The organism is Ciceribacter thiooxidans (assembly GCF_014126615.1).
Lineage (GTDB): Bacteria > Pseudomonadota > Alphaproteobacteria > Rhizobiales > Rhizobiaceae > Allorhizobium > Allorhizobium thiooxidans.
This window is the reverse complement of sequence record NZ_CP059896.1, coordinates 2,875,722-2,893,638: the sequence shown is the minus strand read 5'-3', so window position 1 is coordinate 2,893,638 and position 17,917 is coordinate 2,875,722. Positions and strand designations below refer to the sequence as shown.

Genomic DNA, 17,917 nt, shown 5'->3' with positions numbered 1-17,917 from the left:
GCACCCTTATGACCAGTATTCTGACCAATGCTGCCGCCATGGCGGCACTTCAGACTCTCCGCTCAATCGACGACAACATGGAGACGACCCAGCGGCGCGTGTCCTCGGGTTACCGCGTGGAGACGGCTGCCGACAATGCGGCCTACTGGTCCATTGCCACGACGATGCGGTCGGACAATTCCTCGCTCTCGACGGTTTCGGACGCGCTGGGGCTCGGTGCAGCAACCGTGGACACCGCCTATACGGCGCTCGACAACGTCATCCACGTGCTCAGCGAAATCAAGGCGAAGCTGGTCGCGGCAAGGGAGCCTGGCGTCGACAAGGCGAAGATCAATGCGGAGATGACGGAGCTCAAGAACCAGCTCGTCTCCACCACCCAGTCCGCATCCTTCTCCGGCCAGAACTGGCTCTACAACACGAATTCCGCGGCACTTGGCACCAAGCAGGTCGTCTCCTCCTTCGTTCGTGCGACGGACGGAACCGTTCAGGTGACGACGCTCGATTTCGACACCACCCAGTCGGTGCTGATCGACACCGTCGATGCCGGACGAGGCATCCTCACCAAGGATATCGATGCCGATGCGCTGATGGCGAGCCCGACCACGACCCCGCGCAACTATTTTCTCCTCGATGTCGGCTCGACGACGCCAGCCACCGGCACGGAAATCAAGATCGACGGCACCACCACGGATGCCGTCATGGACGACATGATCAGCGTCGTCTCGGACCTGCTCGAGCAGCTGACGAATTCCGCCTCCACCCTCGGCGCGATCACCAAGCGCATCGACATGCAGGACCAGTTCGTCTCCAACCTCATGGACGTGATCGACAAGGGCGTGGGCCGACTCGTCGATGCCGACATGAACGAGGAATCGACGAGGCTGAAGGCGCTCCAGACGCAGCAGCAGCTCGGCATTCAGGCGCTGTCGATCGCCAACACCAACGCACAGAACATTCTGACCCTCTTCAAGTAAGCGCGCTTCGCTCTCGCTGAACGCGTCGCGGTCGGACGTGGAGCCCGGGCGCGCGGCAGGACCTCGGGCCATTCATCCTCGCACAAGTTTGGACGCTTAGCGTCGAAGCGAATACGTCAAACTCCGGGAGCCTCTGCCTGCAAGGGATTGGTCGGCGGCCCGGCAGCGGAAACCGCGGTGGAAGTCAGGATGAAACGCAGTCAGTCTTTGTTCGGCGGAGCGTGTTGCGCATGAGTCTACCGCTTGCCCGCTATCTCAAGGACTTCTCACAGCCCGCCACCGGTGCGTCGGGTTCGAAGGGAATGGCTTTTCCGGAACAGGAAACGGCCTTCGACCTCGATTTTGCCATCGCGCCGGAACCAGAGCCGATCGATCTCGACGCCGAACGTCGCGCGGCCTACGTCGAAGGCCACGAGGCCGCGGAGCGGGAGTTGCGCGAGACGTTCGAAGCAGAGCGTCAGGGGCTCTTGGACGAACATGCCCGCGCCATGGACGCCATGCGGCTGAAATTCGAATCGGAGACCGCCAGAGCGCTCGCCGACGGCCTGCATCGCGCGGCCGGCGAGATTGCTCTCGCGGTCAGCGAGCAGGCGGCGGCGGCGGTCGCTCCCTTCCTTTCCGATCAGGTGGTGGCGAGTGCCGTACAGGACCTCGCCGAACAGCTGTCGACTGCGATCCTCTCCGGCGAGGCCGGCGCGATTTCTGTCAGCGGTCCGGCTGCCCTGTTCGAGATGCTGAAGGAGGCGCTCGGGGACAATGCGCATGTGCTGCACCACGTCGAGGCGGATGATCTCGACCTCACTGCGGATGTCGACGGCACCGCGCTGGTTACGCGTATATCGGCCTGGACGGCCAGCCTGAAGAAAGTGCTGGGATGAGCGACAGCGAAAATCATCACCACGGCAAGAATGAGATCGTGATCATCAAACGCCACGGCGGCGGGGATCACGACGGCCACCATGGCGGTGCATGGAAGATCGCTTATGCCGACTTCATGACCGCGATGATGGCGTTCTTTCTCGTCATGTGGCTCGTCAACGCCGCCAACGAGGAGACCAAGGCATCCGTCGCGAGCTATTTTAATCCAATCAAGCTTGCCGACGAGAAGCCGACCGAGAAGGGCGTAAAGAAGCCCGTGGATCAGGCAGACGGGGAGAAGAAGAAGGAGCGCTCCCAGGTCGAGGATCAGCAGAACACCGTGGGTGCCGCGGCCGCGACCGGTGAGGACCAGACAGCGACAGCGGGCGACCAGCAGAATTATTCCGAGGCGGATTTCTTCGAAAATCCCTATTCTGTGCTCGCCGAGATAGCCCAGGAAGTCGGACAGCAGGCGAATGTCAGCGCCAAGGGCGAGGGCGGAGCGAGCGATTCCGGGCCGTCCACTGGCGCTTCCGGTGGCGAAGCCTACCGCGATCCCTTTGACCCGGATTTCTGGAGCCAGCAGGTCCAGGCGGCCAAGCAGGCGAACCAGTCGGCGCCGGCGGATAATGCTCAGGCCGCCGAAACACCGAGAGACCCCGCCACGGAACAGATTGCCGCTCTCGACCCCAAAGAGACACGGCCCGAGACCGCGCCGACGGAGACCAAGCCCGCCGAAGGCGAGAGCAAGGCCGCTGACGCGAATGCCGGCGCAGCCACGGAGAAGGCTGCGACCGAGCTCAGGGACCAGATCGAGAAGGCCATCGGTGGCGCAAGCGGAAAGCTTGCGGAGGGGCTCGTCGTCAAGCCGTCAGAAGGTGGCTTGCTTGTGACCATCTCGGATCAGCTCGACACCCCGATGTTTAACGTCGGCTCCGCCGTCCCGCGCAAGGAGATGGTCGTCGCCATGGAGAAGATCGGCAAGCTTCTGCAGCAGCGGCCGGGCTCGATCGTCATTCGCGGCCACACCGACGGTCGCCAGTTCAAGGGAACGGATAACGACAACTGGCGGCTCTCGATGGCCCGCGCCCACAGCGCCTACTACATGCTGCTGCGCGGTGGCCTGCCGGAAGGACGGGTCCAGCAGGTGTCGGGGTTCGCCGACCGACGCCTTCAGGTGCCGGACGATCCGCTCGCCGATGCCAACCGTCGCATCGAGATTCTGGTTCAAGCGGATCAGGGATAGTCAGATGGCAGGCCTGAGGCGCTCTCTCTTTTGCTCTGCACTCACCGTCCTGGGGCTCTGTGTCCCGGGACAGGTGCGTTCGGAGGACCTGGAGACGATCGCGCCCTACAAGATGCTGCGCTCGTTGCAGTTCGTGCAGGATTCCGTCGTGCTCGGAGACCACTCCGCCGGCGAGATGCAGCGCTTCATGCTGGAGACGATCGACAAGCGCCTGCGGCATGCGGATGCATCCGTCTTCGAGAGTACCGACAATGTCGATGCGGCGTTGATCTATGCAATGAGCGGCGGCAATCCCCAGACTCTGGAATATCTCGTCGCGCGCGATGTCGACGGCAATTTCGACAACCGCGTCACCGATGCGCTCCGCAAGTACCTTGCCGGCAAGGGTACGCTGATCGCCAAGTCCCTCGGCGGGTTGGTTTCGGAGTACAAGGACAGCAAGATCGGTCCCTATCTTGCCCTCGTCGCCGGCAACGTGACGATCAGCACCAATCCCAAGGGCGCGCTGAAATTCTATGACTGGGCGCGTCTGACGGCGCCGGGCACGATCGTGGAAGAGGCAGCGCTTCGCCGCTCGGTCGCCATCGCCGTCGAGACGGGCGATGTTGCCAAGGCCACAGCCTACTCGAACCGATATGCGCGTCGGTTTCTCCATTCGCCCTATGCGAGCCAGTTTGCGGATCTCTTCGTTCGACTCGTCGTCGAGCGGTACGAAGCTCTCAATGCGGAAGACGTGAGCGCGATACTTGGATACATGGACAAGGACCGTGCCCGCGAGATCTATCTGAGGATCGCCAGGGCTGCGGCCGTTCGCGGCAAGAACCAGCTGGCAGGCCTTGCCGCAGAGCGCGCGAAGGCGCTTTCCGGCACGGCGGAAGGTGCAGATACGCTGGCCCGCCTCTACGGAGGTCTTGCCGACGTTCCGACATCAGACATCGTCTCGGCTGTCGATGCCCTCGCCAGCATCCCCGAGAAGGACCTGTCGCCGGCAGATCAAGCGCTGCGCGCAGCCGCCGAGGCGGTTGCACGCGAGATATTGACCCAGCCCGTTCAGGAGGGCTCTTCCCCGCGGCCTGCCGATACGGCGGTAACGACCGTCGAAGCGGCGGCCACGCAGGCGCAGCCAGAGCCTCTGCAGTTTCCGGGAGGCATACCTCCAACCGAGACTGTCGCCGAGGACGCCGCGCCCTCCGGGACGACGCCTGGCGAGATCGCCATGGATCCCCAGTTGCAGGATTTCGTCTCGTCCGGGCATTCCAAACTTCGCGAAATTGACAGCCTGCTACAAGAAGAGGCGCAGTAAGATGATCGATATCGGAGTTACAGGAACGCTTCCCTCTGCCGATGCCGCAGCAAGAACGGGCAGTACCGCTGCGTCATCTCGATCGGGCGCCGGCGGTTTTTCGGAGGTGCTGGACGGTGCCGAGCGGCGAGGTGGCAAGAGCGCCGTCGATGACGAGCGTTCGGCGCCGACCGTTGAGCTTTCGGCGAGGAGCCGGCTTCGCACGGACAGCGACGCACACGCCCCCGATGACGAAGTCCAGGCGGAGAGGGAGGAGCAACCCCCGGCGAAGGCACGGGACCGGGGCGGCAGGAATTCCCCAGCCGGCTTTGCCGCGCATGCGCCCGCCATGGCCAGGGCACTGCAGGAGGCGCTGCCGGGACGAGGAGAGATGACAACGCGCCGTGGCGCGGAAACGGACAAGCCGGTCGCTCGCGGTTTGCGGTGTCTGGTCGAACGCGCGGATGCGGCGGCAGAAGACGATCAACAGGCTGAGAGCACCGGTGATGCCCTGACCGCCGACCTCGGTGAGACGCTCTCCTTGCTCAAAGGAGTCCCGACGGAAGTTCAACCGGGTCTGCAGCATCCGGATTCCAGCAAGGGACGACTGGATCGTTCCGTGAAAGGACGGGACACGACCGGCCCTGCCGTCGACCCGAGGCTCGCTACGCCGGATCAGGTTGCCGGTGACACGTCTACCGGTGGACAGGCGCCGGACGGCACCGATGCTCTCTCCTCCGGCACGGACCGCACCTTCCGTTTTGCGCGTCTCGATGGAAAGGGGCAGCCGCTCACGATGCGGATGAACGAGAGCGGCGATGCGGCCCGCTACGAGACCGGCACGGCACCGGGGGAGGGCACACAGACGATTGCCGTCCTCGATGCCCGCCGTTATCTCGCCCCCGTCTCGACCGCGAACTCGACCAACATTGCTGCGGCAGTCGCCGGTGACGGCGAATGGTCGCGGGCGATGCAGCCCATGACGGAGATCTCGGACACAGCGACCGCCTCTGGTGGTGGGAAGGTCGTCCACACGCTGAAGATCCAGATGACGCCGATTGAGCTCGGAAGTGTGACGGCAAATCTGCGCCTCAGGGGAGATGAGCTGACGGTCCACCTTACCGTGGAGACGCACGCCGCCCTAAGGCAGCTCAACGACGACCAGAGCGACATCCTGAAGGCGCTGAGGGCGCAGGGACTGACGGTCGATCATGTTCACGTGAGTATGGCGCCCGCGGCCGAACGAGCCGGCGGCGACGGCGGCCAAGGGGCCGGCCAGTGGCAGCAGGGAGGCCAGCAGGCACAGCAGGGCGCCGGCCAGGGCGCCGGCGGAGGCCCACGCCAGGATATGTTCGGCAATTCGCGCGGTGAAGACGACAGCAGCGGAAGGATTGGCAATGATGCGAGCGTGGCTGAGACGGCTGGCAACGGTGGCGGTACCGTCTCTGGCGGCGCTCGTCCTGATCACGTCTACCTCTGAGAGCCGTGCTTCTTCCGGTGCCTGTGAACGCGAAATTCAGCAGGCTGCGGCTCGCTACGCCATCCCGGAAGGTATCCTCTACTCTGTCGGTCTGACGGAGACGGGGCGTCGTGGTTCATTGCAACCCTACGCCTTGAACGTCGAGGGCAAAGCGCTGTTCTTCGACAGCCGCAGCGACGCGATCAATGCGTTCATGGAGGCGCGACGGCAGGGTGCCAAGCTCATCGACGTCGGCTGCATGCAGATCAATCAGCACTTTCATCTAGAGAACTTCCCCTCGATCGAGGCGATGTTCGATCCGGGACAGAATGTCGATTACGCCGCACGGTTTCTGTTGCGTCTGCACGGACGGCACGATACGTGGACGATGGCGGTCGCACGTTACCATGCCGGCCCCGATAACGACCCTGCACAGAAGCGTTACGTCTGCCGTGTCATCGCCAATCTGGTCGCGACCGGCTACGGAAAATGGACTCCGAACGCGCGGAATTTCTGTGGCGCTTAGCAATTAAAAGTTGTATTTCTGTTTCGGTTGTCGGTTTTGTCCGCAATGTGGCCGGATTTGGACGAATTATGTCCGGCAAGAGCCTTGTTAACTCTTGCTGAAATTATCCACGAGAGATTAGTGCCTCTCTGCGCGGGCACCTACTAGATATAGCTCAAATCAGCACCCAAACCTTAATCAACTATTAATATCTATCGTTAACATTAAGCAGTTGTCGCTGATTCCTCCGATTCGTACCCATAGTCCATCGAAGTATCCACACTGATTCGGAGGCGGACGAATGATCGTAGTGGTTGATGAGCGTGAGCTCGTGAAGGAGGGATACACCTCCCTTTTCGGGCGTGAAGGAATTCCATCGACCGGGTTCGACCCGGCGGAATTCGGCGAATGGGTGAATACGGCAGCGGACGGGGACATCGCGGCCGTGGAAGCCTTCCTTCTGGGGCAGGGGGAGCAGACCATGGATCTGCCGCGAGCGATCCGTGATCGCACCCAGGCTCCGGTCATCGCGGTGAGCGACCAGCCATCGCTCGAAGCGACTCTTGCGCTGTTTGATTGCGGCGTCGACGACGTCGTGCGCAAGCCCGTACATCCGAGGGAGATTCTCGCGCGTGCGGCGGCCATCCGCCGCCGGTTGCGTGCAATCAGCAACTATACCGAGATCGGTCCGATCCGTGTCTTCAACGACGGCCGTGATCCGGAAATCGAAGGGGAAGTCTTCCCGTTGCCGCGGCGCGAGCGGCGTATTCTCGAATACCTCGTCCTCAATCGCGGACGCCGGGTCTCGAAGTCGCAGATCTTCAATGCGATCTACGGCATCTTCGACGAGGAAGTCGAAGAGAACGTCGTCGAAAGCCACATCAGCAAGCTGCGCAAGAAGCTGCGCAAGAAGCTCGGCTTCGATCCGGTCGATTCGAAGCGTTTCCTTGGTTACTGCATAGACTGGAGCTGAGCGACCGACCGGGCTTCCGATATCCCGGTTGGCCTCCCCCACTGCCGGTCAATCGGCCGGGCATTCCAGACAGCTTCACGCAAGGCCCGTCTCCTACTCTCCCAAAGACGATAGAAACGAGGAAGTTTCATGAGCCTTTACGGTACCATGCGAACCGGCGTGTCCGGAATGAATGCCCAGGCCAACCGTCTCGGAACGGTGGCGGAAAACATCGCGAACTCGAGCACCGTTGGCTACAAGAAGGCCTCGGTCCAGTTCTCCTCCATGATCCTGCCGGCGACCGGTGGTGCCTACAATTCGGGTGGTGTCGAGACCGATATCCGCTACTCGATCTCGGATCAGGGTACTTTCAGCTACACGACCTCGGCGACCGACCTGGCGGTCAACGGCAACGGCTTCTTCATCGTAAGCGGCGGAGACGGTGTCGAATACCTGACCCGCGCCGGCTCCTTCGAGACGATGGATGACGGCACGCTGCGCAATGCCGCCGGCTACACCCTGATGGGCTACGAGTATTCCTCGACCTCGGATCCGACGATCGTCGTCAACGGTTTCGAAGGCCTGACGCCCGTCAACCTTTCCTCGGCTTCGATCTCGGCTACGGCTTCCACCGCCGGTCAGCTCAATGTCAACCTGCCGTCCGGCGAAGCCGCGGGCTACAGCAAGGCCACGTCACTGGTGGCTTACGACAGCCAGGGCAACAGCCGCCTGCTCGAATTCACCTACACCAAGACCGCGGCAAACACCTGGACGGTCGAGGCAAGCTATGCAGGTCCGCCGGCGACCACGGTCATTCCTTCGACCACGCTCAATTTCGATGCGAATGGAAAGCTCACCTCGCCGACCTCGCTGACCACTGCGGCGTTTGCCGTCGACGGTGCCAACATGGGCGCGATCGCGATCGATATCTCCGGTTCCACGCAGCTTGCTGCCGCCTTCTCGGTCGAAACGGGTGCGAAGATCAACGGCAACGCGGCGAGTGAAGTGGTCGGCTACGAGATCGACGACAAGGGCGTGGTCTCGGTGGTCTACGACAACGGCGATCTTACGCCTCGTTACCGCGTCGCGCTTGCAACGGTGCAGAGCCCGGACAATCTGACGCCCATCGCCGGCAATCTCTATTCCCAGAGCAATGACTCCGGCGTGATCGTCATGGGTTACGCGGGTTCTGCCGGGTTCGGCACGATCCTCTCGGGTGCGCTCGAGGACTCCAACGTCGATGTCGCCGAAGAGCTCACTGCGATGATCGAATCGCAGCGCAACTACACGGCCAACTCCAAGGTGTTCCAAACCGGCTCCGAGTTGATGGACGTCCTCGTCAACCTGAAGAGATAATGTAAGGTTCGGCTAGCCAATGTCGCTCACGTCTGCAATCAACACAACTAAGGCAGCGTTCCGGAATATGGGGGATCAGTCCTCCGTCATTTCGACGAACATTGCCAATGACGGCAACGAAAATTATGTGCGTCGTTCGGCGGTCGTAACCAACACGATCTTCGGTGCCTCTACTGTCGTCACCCAGCGGAACCAGCAGCTTGCGTTGCTGCTCCAGACGGTCAGCGCCAACTCGCAGTCGAAGGCGCAAAGCACGCTTCTCGATGGCCTGGAGACGCTGAAGTCGAGCCTCGGCGGCAATGAATACGAGCTGGCTCCGTCGACTTACATGTCGACGCTGCAGAGCAGTCTCCAGGCCTATGCAGCGTCGCCGGGGCAGCTCGCTCTTGCCCAGACCGCGGTGTCGGACGCCGGGGATGTCGCAGACTCGCTCAACCGCGTGTCGCAGACCGTTCAGAACCTGCGGGCGGATGCCGATGCGGAAATCGAGTCGCAGGTGACCGAGCTCAACCGCCTGCTTGCCGACTTCAAGACCGCCAACGACACGGTCGTCCAGGCGACCGCGACCGGCAACGATCCGAGCAACGCGCTCGACAAGCGCGAGACGATCCTGAAGGAAATATCAGGCATTGTCGGCGTCGCAGTCGTCATGAGGGAAAACAACGACGTCGCGCTCTATACGGCCGACGGCACGACCCTCTTCGAGACGATCCCGCGTTCGGTCTCCTTCAGCCGCAACTATACCTATTCGGCGACGGTCAACGGCAATGCCGTCTACATCGACGGCGTGGCTGTGGAAGCAGGAGTCGGCGGCAATACCAGTGCGGAAGGCTCGCTCGCTGCACTTCTGCAATTGCGCGACGATATCGCGCCGACCTTCCAGAACCAGCTCGACGAAGTTGCACGAGGCCTGATCGAGGCTTTCCAGGAAACCGACGCCGGTGGGGCCAATCCGTTGCCCGGCCTTTTCACCTGGTCAGCCGGCACGGTACCGCCATCCGGCACGGTGGAACCCGGCCTTGCCGCATCCATCAAGGTCAACAGCGCGCTCATTACCTCGGCCGGCGGCGATCCCACCCTGCTGCGCGACGGTGGCATCAACGGTGCCGCTTACGCCAAGAATCCCACCGGCGGCAGCGGCTATTCCGACCTGCTGCTCACCTATGTGGAAAATCTCAGTACTTCGCGGCCTTTCGATCCGGCTGCCGGGATCGACACTTCGTCCGGGCTCCTGACCTTCTCGACCAACTCCATCGGCTGGCTCGAGGAACTTCGGGCAAACGCCACGACGGCGACCGACAACAAGACCGCTCTCTACGAGAGAGCATTCCAGGTCTATTCCTCCAAGACCGGCGTCAGCCTCGACGAGGAACTGTCGTTGCTCCTGGATGTCGAGCAATCCTACAAGGCCTCTGCCAAGCTGGTGTCGACCATCGACTCCATGATGCAGGCCGTTCTGGACATGGCGAGGTAAATCGATGTCGACGAGCAACGTTTCGAATCTCTCCATCCAGACCTCGATGCGCCTGACCATCCGGCAGGCGCAGGCCGAACTCATCAAGGCGCAGCAAGAGGTTACGACAGGCATGTATGCCGACGTCGGAGCTTCGATCGGTAGCGAAACGTCGAGAGTTCTCGATCTGACTCGCGACGGCATACGGTTGCAGTCGATGATCGACACCAATGCGATCGTCACGCAGCGTCTGGAGGCCTCGCAGGAGGCTCTCAATCAGATGGCGACCTCCGCGCAGGAAATGCAGGACGCCTTGATCGCGCTCGGCCAGTCCGGCACGACGACGACGATTACGGTGGCCGTCAACACGGTTTCGAACGTGCTGTCCAACTTCACCAATCTGGCCAACACCTCATTCAGCGGCGAGTACCTGTTTTCCGGCGTCAACACCGACGTCCAGCCGCTTGCCGAGTACGATGCGACCTCCGCGGCGAAGGCCTCCTTCGATGCGGCCTATGCCGCCTATCCGTGGTCGACACCGAAAACGGCCACCGAAATGGACGATTTCATCACCAACGTCATCGAGCCGATGTACACCGGGGCGAACTGGACGACGGACTGGTCGAACGCCGCCGACGGGGTGATGACGAGCCGCATCAGCCAGAGCGAAGTCGTGGAAACATCGACCAGCGCCAACGAAAACGGCATGCGCTACTTTGCACTTGCTGCGGTAGTTGCCAAGGAATTGCTCGGTCAGGATCTGGACGAAAGCGTGCGCTCGGTCGTCACCGACAAGGCGATCGCCTACGTCAGCAAGGCAACTGCAGGGCTGAACGAGCAACGCACCCAGCTCGGTCTTTCCCAGAGCCGGGTGAAGAAAGCCAACACTTCGCTGCAGATTCAGATCAATATTCTCGACACGACGAAAGCCGACCGGGTGGAGGTTGATGCGTATGAAGCCTCGACGCGGGTCAACAATCTCCTGTCGCTCGCCGAAGCATCCTACACCCTCACGGCCAAGATCCAGCAGTTGAGTCTCGTGAACTACCTTTGATGATCAAAGGGAAGCCATGACTATGAAGGACAGTTGAATGTATCAGTTCACATATGCCGAGATCATGGAAGATGACGTCGCGAACGCCAAGGACCGTGAACGGCAGGCGCTGTCGCGCTCGATCGAACTGCTCGAAAAGGCGCGCGACGACGGGGAGTACTCCCGTAATGCCATCGAGGCGCTCTTCTATACGCGTCGAGTCTGGATCCGTCTCATCGAGGATTTGAAGCAGCCCGAGAACGAACTCGGGGCGGAGCTGCGCGCCAATCTGATTTCCATCGCCATCTGGATCTTGAAGGAATGCGATCGGATCAGGAAGCGTGAGTCCAACAACTTTCAGAGCATAATAGACGTGACAACCATCATCAGGGATGGACTGAAATGAAAAGTACACTGCGCATCTCTCTCAAATCCGGGGAACGCATCTTCATCAACGGCGCAGTGCTGCGTGTCGACCGCAAGGTCGCGCTGGAGTTCCTCAACGACGTCACCTTCCTGCTCGAAAACCACGTCCTGCAGCCGGAAGACGCGACGACCCCGCTTCGGCAGCTCTATTTCATCGCACAGATGATGCTGATCAATCCGGAAGGTCGCGAACAGTCGATGACCATGTTCCGCAAGTCGATCACCATGCTGCTTGCCTGTTTCCAGAACGAGGAGGTTCTGGCGGAACTGAAGCGCATCGACGGCATGGTCACCTCCGGCCGCGCCTTTGACGCCCTGAAGGCGATCCGCGGCCTCTATCCGATCGAGGATCGCATCCTCAACAGCCAGGAGATCACACCGGCGACGGTGGAGCAGATTCGCAAGGAGATCGCACCATGGCGGTAAACGCGGTGAATGCTGCGACGGGTACGAACAATGCCGCGTCGACCACCAAGACTGCGGCGGCCAACGACAAGTCGGCATCGGATGCCGCGGCCTCGGCGTCTCTCGACTACAACTCTTTCCTGAAGCTGCTGATCGCGCAGATGCAGAACCAGGATCCGACCGATCCGATGGACGCCACGGAACAGATCGCGCAGCTCGCGACGTTTTCTCAGGTCGAGCAGACGATCCAGACCAATGCCAAACTCGAAACGCTGATCACCGGCGACGCGCTGAGCGCCGCCTCGAACTACATCGGCCAGACGATCACCAGCGCTGACGGCAAGAATACCGGCATCATCGAGTCGGTGCGCGTCTATGCCGATACGATGGTTGCGACTACCACGGACGGGAAGGAAATCCCCATCACGGTCGGTGTGACGGTCGGCAAGCCCTCGACGTCGGGCAGCGGTACTGATACCTCTGCGTAATGACATGCGGGATGTGATTCCCGTGCCGAAAAGAGGGATTTCCGCTCGATGAACGAGGCCGACGCCCTGGACATCATGCAGGCTGCGGTATGGACGGTGCTCGTGGCATCCGGTCCGGCCGTGCTCGCGGCCATGGTCGTCGGCGTGACGATCGCCCTGATCCAGGCGCTCACCCAGGTTCAGGAAATGACGCTCACCTTCGTTCCGAAGATCGTCACCATCCTCATCGTGATCGGCATCAGCGCCCCCTTCGTCGGCGGGCAGATCGCTCTCTTTTCCAACCTTGTCTTTTCGCGGGTGCAGTCGGGTTTCTAGGTCCACCCTTCGTTCCGTCTGTCACCCTCGCGCAAGCTTCGTTTCCTAAGTCTTCAGGTGAATACGGCCGACTGCGTCCAGTTTTCGGCCACCTTCTCATGAAGAGACGGAACGAGTTATGGCACAACCCACTGCAGTCCCCCTTCCAAAGGTCAGTCCGAACGGTCGTGACGTCGGATTCGCCCTCGGCATCGTGGTCATCCTCTGCATCCTGTTCCTGCCGATTCCGCCATTCCTGATCGACATGGGCCTCGCCTTCTCGATCGCCTTTTCCGTTCTCATCCTCATGGTCTCGTTGTGGATACAGCGGCCGCTCGATTTCTCGTCCTTCCCGACCATTCTGCTGATTTCGACGATGATCAGGCTGTCGCTCAACATCGCGACGACGCGCGTGATCCTTTCCCATGGCAATGAAGGGCACACGGCCGCAGGCGGTGTCATCGCCGGCTTCTCCAGCCTCGTGATGTCGGGTGACTTCGTCATCGGTCTCATCGTCTTCATGATTCTGGTGACGGTGAACTTCATCGTCATCACCAAGGGTGCGACCCGCATCGCGGAAGTCGGCGCCCGCTTTACTCTTGATGCCATTCCCGGCAAGCAAATGTCGATCGATGCCGACCTCTCGGCGGGCATCATCGACGAAAAGGAAGCCCAGCGTCGCCGTCACGAACTCGAGCAGGAAAGCTCGTTCTTCGGCGCCATGGACGGTGCATCCAAGTTCGTCCGCGGTGATGCCATCGCCGGGCTCATCATCACCGCGATCAACATCTTCGGTGGTATCATCATCGGCTATTTCCGCCACGGCATGCAAATCGGTGAAGCGGCGGACGTTTTCGTGAAATTGTCGGTCGGCGACGGTATCGTGTCGCAGGTGCCGGCGCTCATTGTCTCGCTGGCCGCCGGCCTTCTGGTATCGCGCGGCGGCACGCCGGGCTCGACCGACCAGGCCGTTGTCAACCAGCTCAGCGGTTATCCCCGCGCCTTGTCGGTCGCGGCCGCCCTGATGGTGCTGCTGTCGATCATCCCCGGCCTGCCGTTGGTGCCCTTCCTCGCCCTCGGCGGCATCATGGCCTTCGGCAGCTGGTTCATTCCGCGGCAGATCGAAGCGGAGAACAAGGCGAAGCGCGAGCAGGAGGAGAAGAAGGTCATCCAGACCAAGGAAGCCGAGAAGGACTCGGTCAAGTCGGTGCTGAAAACCGCGGAGATCGAGCTGGCGCTCGGTAAGCTCGTCTCGACCCGATTGCTCGGCGCCCACCAGGAACTCGCTTTCCGCGTCGGCAAGATGCGCCGCAAGTTCGCGAGCCAGTACGGTTTCGTTGTTCCGGAGATCAAGGTCACCGACGATATCGCGATTCCCGAAAAGGCCTATCAGATCCGCATCCACGGCACGACCGTCGCTTCCAACCAGCTTCGGGTGGGCGAGGTGCTCGTCATCACCGGTTCCGGGCGCAAGCCGAAGGTCCCCGGTGACGATATCCGGGAACCGGCTTTCGGAATGCCGGCGGTCTCCGTCCTGGAAGCGTTTGCCGAGGATCTGAAGCGCGAAGGCTTCCACCCGATCGACAATGTTTCCGTGGTGCTGACGCATCTGAGCGAGGTCATCCGCAACAACCTGCCGCAGCTTCTCTCCTACAAGGACGTCAAGATCCTGATCGACCGGCTTGATCCGGAATACAAGAAGCTCGCCGACGAAATCTGTTCCTCGCACATGTCCTATTCGGGACTGCAGGCGGTGCTGAAGCTCCTGCTTGCCGAGCGTGTATCGATAAGAAACCTGCACCTCATTCTGGAAGCGGTGGCGGAACTTGCACCCCACGTCCGCAAGACCGAACAGATCGTCGAACACGTCCGGGTACGCATGGCACAGCAGCTCTGCGGCGATCTCGCTGACAACGGCGTGCTCAGGGTGCTGCGCCTCGGCAGCAAATGGGACCTGATTTTCCATCAGGCGCTGAAGCGCGACGCCAAGGGCGAGATCGTTGAGTTCGACATCGATCCGCGCAGTCTGGAGGAATTCAGCGAGCAGGCGAGCAAAGTAATCCGTGAATTCATGGACCGCGGCATGCCCTTCGTGCTTGTCACGTCTCCGGAAACGCGCTCCTATGTCCGCATGATCATTGAACGGCTCTTCGCGACCTTGCCGGTTCTCTCGCATGTTGAACTGGCCAAGGGCATCGAAATCAAGATCCTGGGCTCCATCTCATGATAACCGACCCCGAGGGGACGGTGCTGGCCCTGTTTGCGGCCTTCTGCCGGATCGGGACGTGTCTGATGGTTCTCCCCGGCTTTTCGTCGGCGCGGGTCGCTCCCCAGATCCGGCTTTTCATCGCCTTCGCAGTCTCGCTCGCCGTGCTTCCGGTTCTCTGGGATGTCATCTATCCGAAGGTGCAGTCCGCCGGCTACGGCTACATCGGCATCGTTGCCGGCGAAGCACTCATCGGAGCGATGTATGGAATGATCCCGCGTCTCTTCGTTCTCGGACTGCAATTCGCCGGGTCGGCAATCTCGATGTCGATCGGGTTCAACGCGCCGGGCGGCGCGGACATCCTCGAGGATACGAGCGAAAATCAGCTCACCAACATGATCAGCTTCGCCGGCCTGATGCTGCTCTTCGTGATGGATTTCCATCACACCGTGCTGCGCGCGCTCGTCGATTCCTACGGGCTGATGCCGCTCGGCGTCTTCCCGGATGCCCAGAAGATGCTGATCTCGCTGACGGATACCCTCAGCGCGACATTCTACTTGATGCTGCGGCTCGCGAGCCCCTTCATCATCTTCGGACTGATGTTCAACTTCTCCGTCGGTCTGATCAACAAACTCGCCCCGCAGATTCCGATCTACTTCATTTCACTGCCTTATCTCATCATCGGCGGCCTCTTCCTTCTCTATTTCGCGATCGCCGCGCTGGTCAGCCAGTTCGCATCCCAGTTCGCCGTCATATTCCTGGGTTAGGAACGGGGCATGGGACCGAAAAAGAAATCGGAAAAGCTTGCCCGTCTCGTCTCCGTCCAGCGGCACATGGAACGTATGGCCGAGAGCGACCTTTCCAATACGGCGAGGCAGCGGGACGAAGTCTCCGCCTCTATGCACACGGTGATGGATGCCATCGGCTCGCTCGACCCGGTCCATCGTCTCTTCGCACAGAGCTATGCCGAACGTTTCGACCGTCTGGCGAACATGGAAAAGCAGCTTGCCGGCATCCAGCAGGCACAGGAGGCGAAGGTCGTCAGGGAACGCGTGAAGGGGGACCGTCTGGAAGAGAACAGACAGGAGGCCCGGCTGGACGAGGACCGCGAGGCCGAAGACAACGCCATTTACGACATGGTGGACATGCGTTACGCGACGCCAGCCTCCAGCAAGCTTCAGGAGTGATAGTCCCGCGAACAAGCAATGAGGACGATCACGTGGCAATCTCACCTCCGAGCGATCTCGTCCTGGACGTGGTCCAGGCGGCCGACCCGTTGGAAGTTCAGGCGGCTCAGGCGCGCCTGAAGGCGAATCGGGCGGCCTTCGCCGCGACCAGCCTTGCGGAGAAGGGGGCCGGTTTCGGGGCTGCTGTCGATATCCTCGACGGCGCTGCATCGAAGGCCGGCCTCGGCAACGTCCAGAAGACCGCACACGACGAAACGCCGAAGGTCTATCGCGACTTCGAATCGGTGGTGCTGCAGAACTTCGTCAAGTCCATGCTGCCGACGGATGCGGAAGCCGTTTACGGCAAGGGCAACGCCGGTGAAATGTGGAAGAGCATGATGGCCGAGCAGATCGGCGGCGTGCTCTCCGAAAACGGCGGTATCGGCATCGCCGACCAGATGTATTCGCAGGAACTCGCGCGTCACCGCTCGAAGGGCGTAATCAACGCCGCCGTCGACGAGAAGGACCGCAGTGTCGCCCTCAGCATGGTTACCGATCTCGAGCGACGCACGCTCGGCGTTTCGGAAACCGAAAAACACAGCGCATAACAACCAAGATCTGGGGCTGTAAATGGAAGTCACCTCTAGCGACTACCGCATCAAGACGGTTCTCGGCCGCCTTGAAATGATTATCGACAACGAGAACCAGCGCATAGGCAAGGATCCGGAGTTCGACCTGAAGGTGTCGAATGCGCACAAGAGCCGTTGTCTCTACGAACTCACCATGCTCTGCCGGGATTCCGATCCGCGGGATCTGGCCGCCGGCTATATCGAGCAGATGCACAGCCTGAAGAAGAAGCTCGAGCTGAACGCACAACGCGTCGAGGCCCATCTTCACGCCGTCCGCGCCGTGGCTGACCTACTCAAGGGAGCCGTCAGGGACGCCGATGCCGACGGCACCTATTCTCAGGAACAGTTCCGGTACAGCGAAAACTGATGGTCAAGCTGCTCGTCGCCGGATTGTGGGTCTGCATCGTGACGCTCGGGGCGGTGTTCTTCTCCGTCCGTCTGGCGACGGCACCCGTTGCTGCACCCCAAGCCGACGCCAAGGCGCCGACGGAGCTTGTTCGCGGAGAGTCGATCACCGTTCCGATGATCGCCGACGGAGGCGTCAAGGGCTACTTCCTCGGACGCATCTCCTTCATGGTCGACAAGGAGAAGCTCAAGGGCATCAACTTGCCGATGTCGGAGCTGATGACCGACGAGTTGTTCACCCTGCTGGTCGGCAACAAGATGGTCGATATCGCCAACATGCAGGCTTTCGACCTCGTGGCATTCCGCGAGGCGATCAAGGTCGACATCAACAAGCGGCTTGGCGACGGCCTCGTCGAGGAAGTGCTGGTCGAACAACTCGACTACCTGTCAAAGGAAGACGTCCGTGCCACGGCCGAGGCACCGAAGAGCCCCGTCTCACCGTCCGTCAAGATCGTCGAGGGTGTGAAGGTCGAGGACCCGGCTTCCCACTGACCGCAAGGAGCGGCTTCTACCCGGAGGCGTATCCTGCCGGGAGATCCGGATCTCCGATGAAAGACTTGCCCCCGGTATATTCAATGCGCGATTAATGCGTCGCTGCGCATTCGAGTGATATCCTTAAGCGCCAGGTGATATCCTGCTGCTAGAGGAATGCCGAATGTTCTCCCAGAGACTGATACCATGTGGTCGTCTGATGCGCCTCTTTGCCGACGTTTTCGACGACGCTCCCGCAGTCGGGCCGAAGCGAATTTGAAATGATGTCTGCTGCAAGCGAAACAGCTC

General features: G+C 61.1%; 20 protein-coding genes. All 20 read left to right on the top strand.

The features are described from left to right. The first annotated feature begins 8 nt into the window (after positions 1-8). The 20 genes from H4I97_RS14120 to H4I97_RS14025 all read left to right on the top strand — a co-directional run bounded on the left by H4I97_RS14120 (position 9) and on the right by H4I97_RS14025 (position 17,629). Positions 9-974, top strand: a complete 966-nt coding sequence (locus tag H4I97_RS14120; RefSeq protein ID WP_182305288.1) for a flagellin N-terminal helical domain-containing protein — start codon at positions 9-11, stop codon at positions 972-974. A gap of 230 nt (positions 975-1,204) precedes the next feature. Continuing rightward, positions 1,205-1,852 carry a GTPase gene (locus tag H4I97_RS14115; RefSeq protein WP_182305287.1) on the top strand — a complete coding sequence of 216 codons (648 nt, stop codon included), beginning with the start codon at positions 1,205-1,207 and terminating at the stop codon, positions 1,850-1,852. Beyond that, positions 1,849-3,078 (top strand): MotB family protein, encoded by a 1,230-nt coding sequence (locus H4I97_RS14110; protein ID WP_182305286.1) that lies wholly within the window; start codon positions 1,849-1,851, stop codon positions 3,076-3,078. The genes H4I97_RS14115 and H4I97_RS14110 overlap by 4 nt, the downstream gene beginning before the upstream one ends. A 4-nt stretch (positions 3,079-3,082) precedes the next feature. Then, positions 3,083-4,381, top strand: coding sequence for a chemotaxis protein MotC (gene motC, locus H4I97_RS14105; RefSeq protein ID WP_182305285.1), 1,299 nt, complete (start codon positions 3,083-3,085; stop codon positions 4,379-4,381). Position 4,382: 1 nt separating this feature from the next. Further along, a complete protein-coding gene (gene fliK / locus H4I97_RS14100) occupies positions 4,383-5,840 on the top strand; it encodes a flagellar hook-length control protein FliK (RefSeq protein WP_182305284.1) in 1,458 nt (485 codons plus the stop codon). Next, positions 5,782-6,345: a transglycosylase SLT domain-containing protein gene (locus tag H4I97_RS14095; RefSeq protein WP_378143245.1), complete on the top strand. Its 564-nt coding sequence runs from the start codon at positions 5,782-5,784 to the stop codon at positions 6,343-6,345. The genes fliK and H4I97_RS14095 overlap by 59 nt, the downstream gene beginning before the upstream one ends. Before the next feature lie 280 nt (positions 6,346-6,625). After that, entirely contained in the window at positions 6,626-7,297 is a 672-nt protein-coding gene (gene rem, locus H4I97_RS14090) for a transcriptional activator Rem (protein ID WP_182305283.1), read from the top strand. Positions 7,298-7,426: 129 nt separating this feature from the next. Further along, entirely contained in the window at positions 7,427-8,632 is a 1,206-nt protein-coding gene (locus H4I97_RS14085; RefSeq protein WP_182305282.1) for a flagellar hook protein FlgE, read from the top strand. 19 nt (positions 8,633-8,651) lie between these two features. Then, the gene (gene flgK, locus H4I97_RS14080; RefSeq protein WP_182305281.1) at positions 8,652-10,106 is read left to right on the top strand and encodes a flagellar hook-associated protein FlgK; all 1,455 of its coding nucleotides are present in this window, start codon (positions 8,652-8,654) and stop codon (positions 10,104-10,106) included. A 4-nt stretch (positions 10,107-10,110) separates the two neighbouring features. After that, a complete protein-coding gene (locus H4I97_RS14075) occupies positions 10,111-11,139 on the top strand; it encodes a flagellar hook-associated family protein (protein ID WP_182305280.1) in 1,029 nt (342 codons plus the stop codon). Positions 11,140-11,176: 37 nt separating this feature from the next. Then, on the top strand, positions 11,177-11,524 hold the full coding sequence (gene flaF / locus H4I97_RS14070; protein WP_129333647.1) for a flagellar biosynthesis regulator FlaF: 348 nt from the start codon (positions 11,177-11,179) through the stop codon (positions 11,522-11,524). After that, positions 11,521-11,970, top strand: coding sequence for a flagellar biosynthesis repressor FlbT (gene flbT / locus H4I97_RS14065; RefSeq protein WP_182305279.1), 450 nt, complete (start codon positions 11,521-11,523; stop codon positions 11,968-11,970). Before flaF ends, flbT begins: the two co-directional genes overlap by 4 nt. After that, on the top strand, positions 11,961-12,437 hold the full coding sequence (flgD, locus tag H4I97_RS14060) for a flagellar hook assembly protein FlgD (RefSeq protein ID WP_182305278.1): 477 nt from the start codon (positions 11,961-11,963) through the stop codon (positions 12,435-12,437). The genes flbT and flgD overlap by 10 nt, the downstream gene beginning before the upstream one ends. Positions 12,438-12,485: 48 nt before the next feature. Next, positions 12,486-12,752 carry a flagellar biosynthesis protein FliQ gene (fliQ, locus tag H4I97_RS14055; RefSeq protein ID WP_182305277.1) on the top strand — a complete coding sequence of 89 codons (267 nt, stop codon included), beginning with the start codon at positions 12,486-12,488 and terminating at the stop codon, positions 12,750-12,752. A 118-nt stretch (positions 12,753-12,870) separates the two neighbouring features. After that, positions 12,871-14,958 (top strand): flagellar biosynthesis protein FlhA, encoded by a 2,088-nt coding sequence (gene flhA, locus H4I97_RS14050; RefSeq protein ID WP_182305276.1) that lies wholly within the window; start codon positions 12,871-12,873, stop codon positions 14,956-14,958. Then, positions 14,955-15,704 carry a flagellar biosynthetic protein FliR gene (gene fliR, locus H4I97_RS14045; RefSeq protein WP_182305275.1) on the top strand — a complete coding sequence of 250 codons (750 nt, stop codon included), beginning with the start codon at positions 14,955-14,957 and terminating at the stop codon, positions 15,702-15,704. Before flhA ends, fliR begins: the two co-directional genes overlap by 4 nt. 9 nt (positions 15,705-15,713) lie before the next feature. Then, a complete protein-coding gene (locus H4I97_RS14040) occupies positions 15,714-16,124 on the top strand; it encodes a hypothetical protein (RefSeq protein ID WP_182305274.1) in 411 nt (136 codons plus the stop codon). 32 nt (positions 16,125-16,156) lie between these two features. Continuing rightward, entirely contained in the window at positions 16,157-16,711 is a 555-nt protein-coding gene (locus tag H4I97_RS14035) for a rod-binding protein (RefSeq protein WP_182305273.1), read from the top strand. A gap of 22 nt (positions 16,712-16,733) precedes the next feature. Beyond that, positions 16,734-17,099, top strand: coding sequence for a hypothetical protein (locus tag H4I97_RS14030; protein ID WP_182305272.1), 366 nt, complete (start codon positions 16,734-16,736; stop codon positions 17,097-17,099). After that, positions 17,099-17,629: a flagellar basal body-associated FliL family protein gene (locus tag H4I97_RS14025; protein ID WP_182305271.1), complete on the top strand. Its 531-nt coding sequence runs from the start codon at positions 17,099-17,101 to the stop codon at positions 17,627-17,629. The genes H4I97_RS14030 and H4I97_RS14025 overlap by 1 nt, the downstream gene beginning before the upstream one ends. The last annotated feature ends 288 nt before the right edge of the window (positions 17,630-17,917 follow it).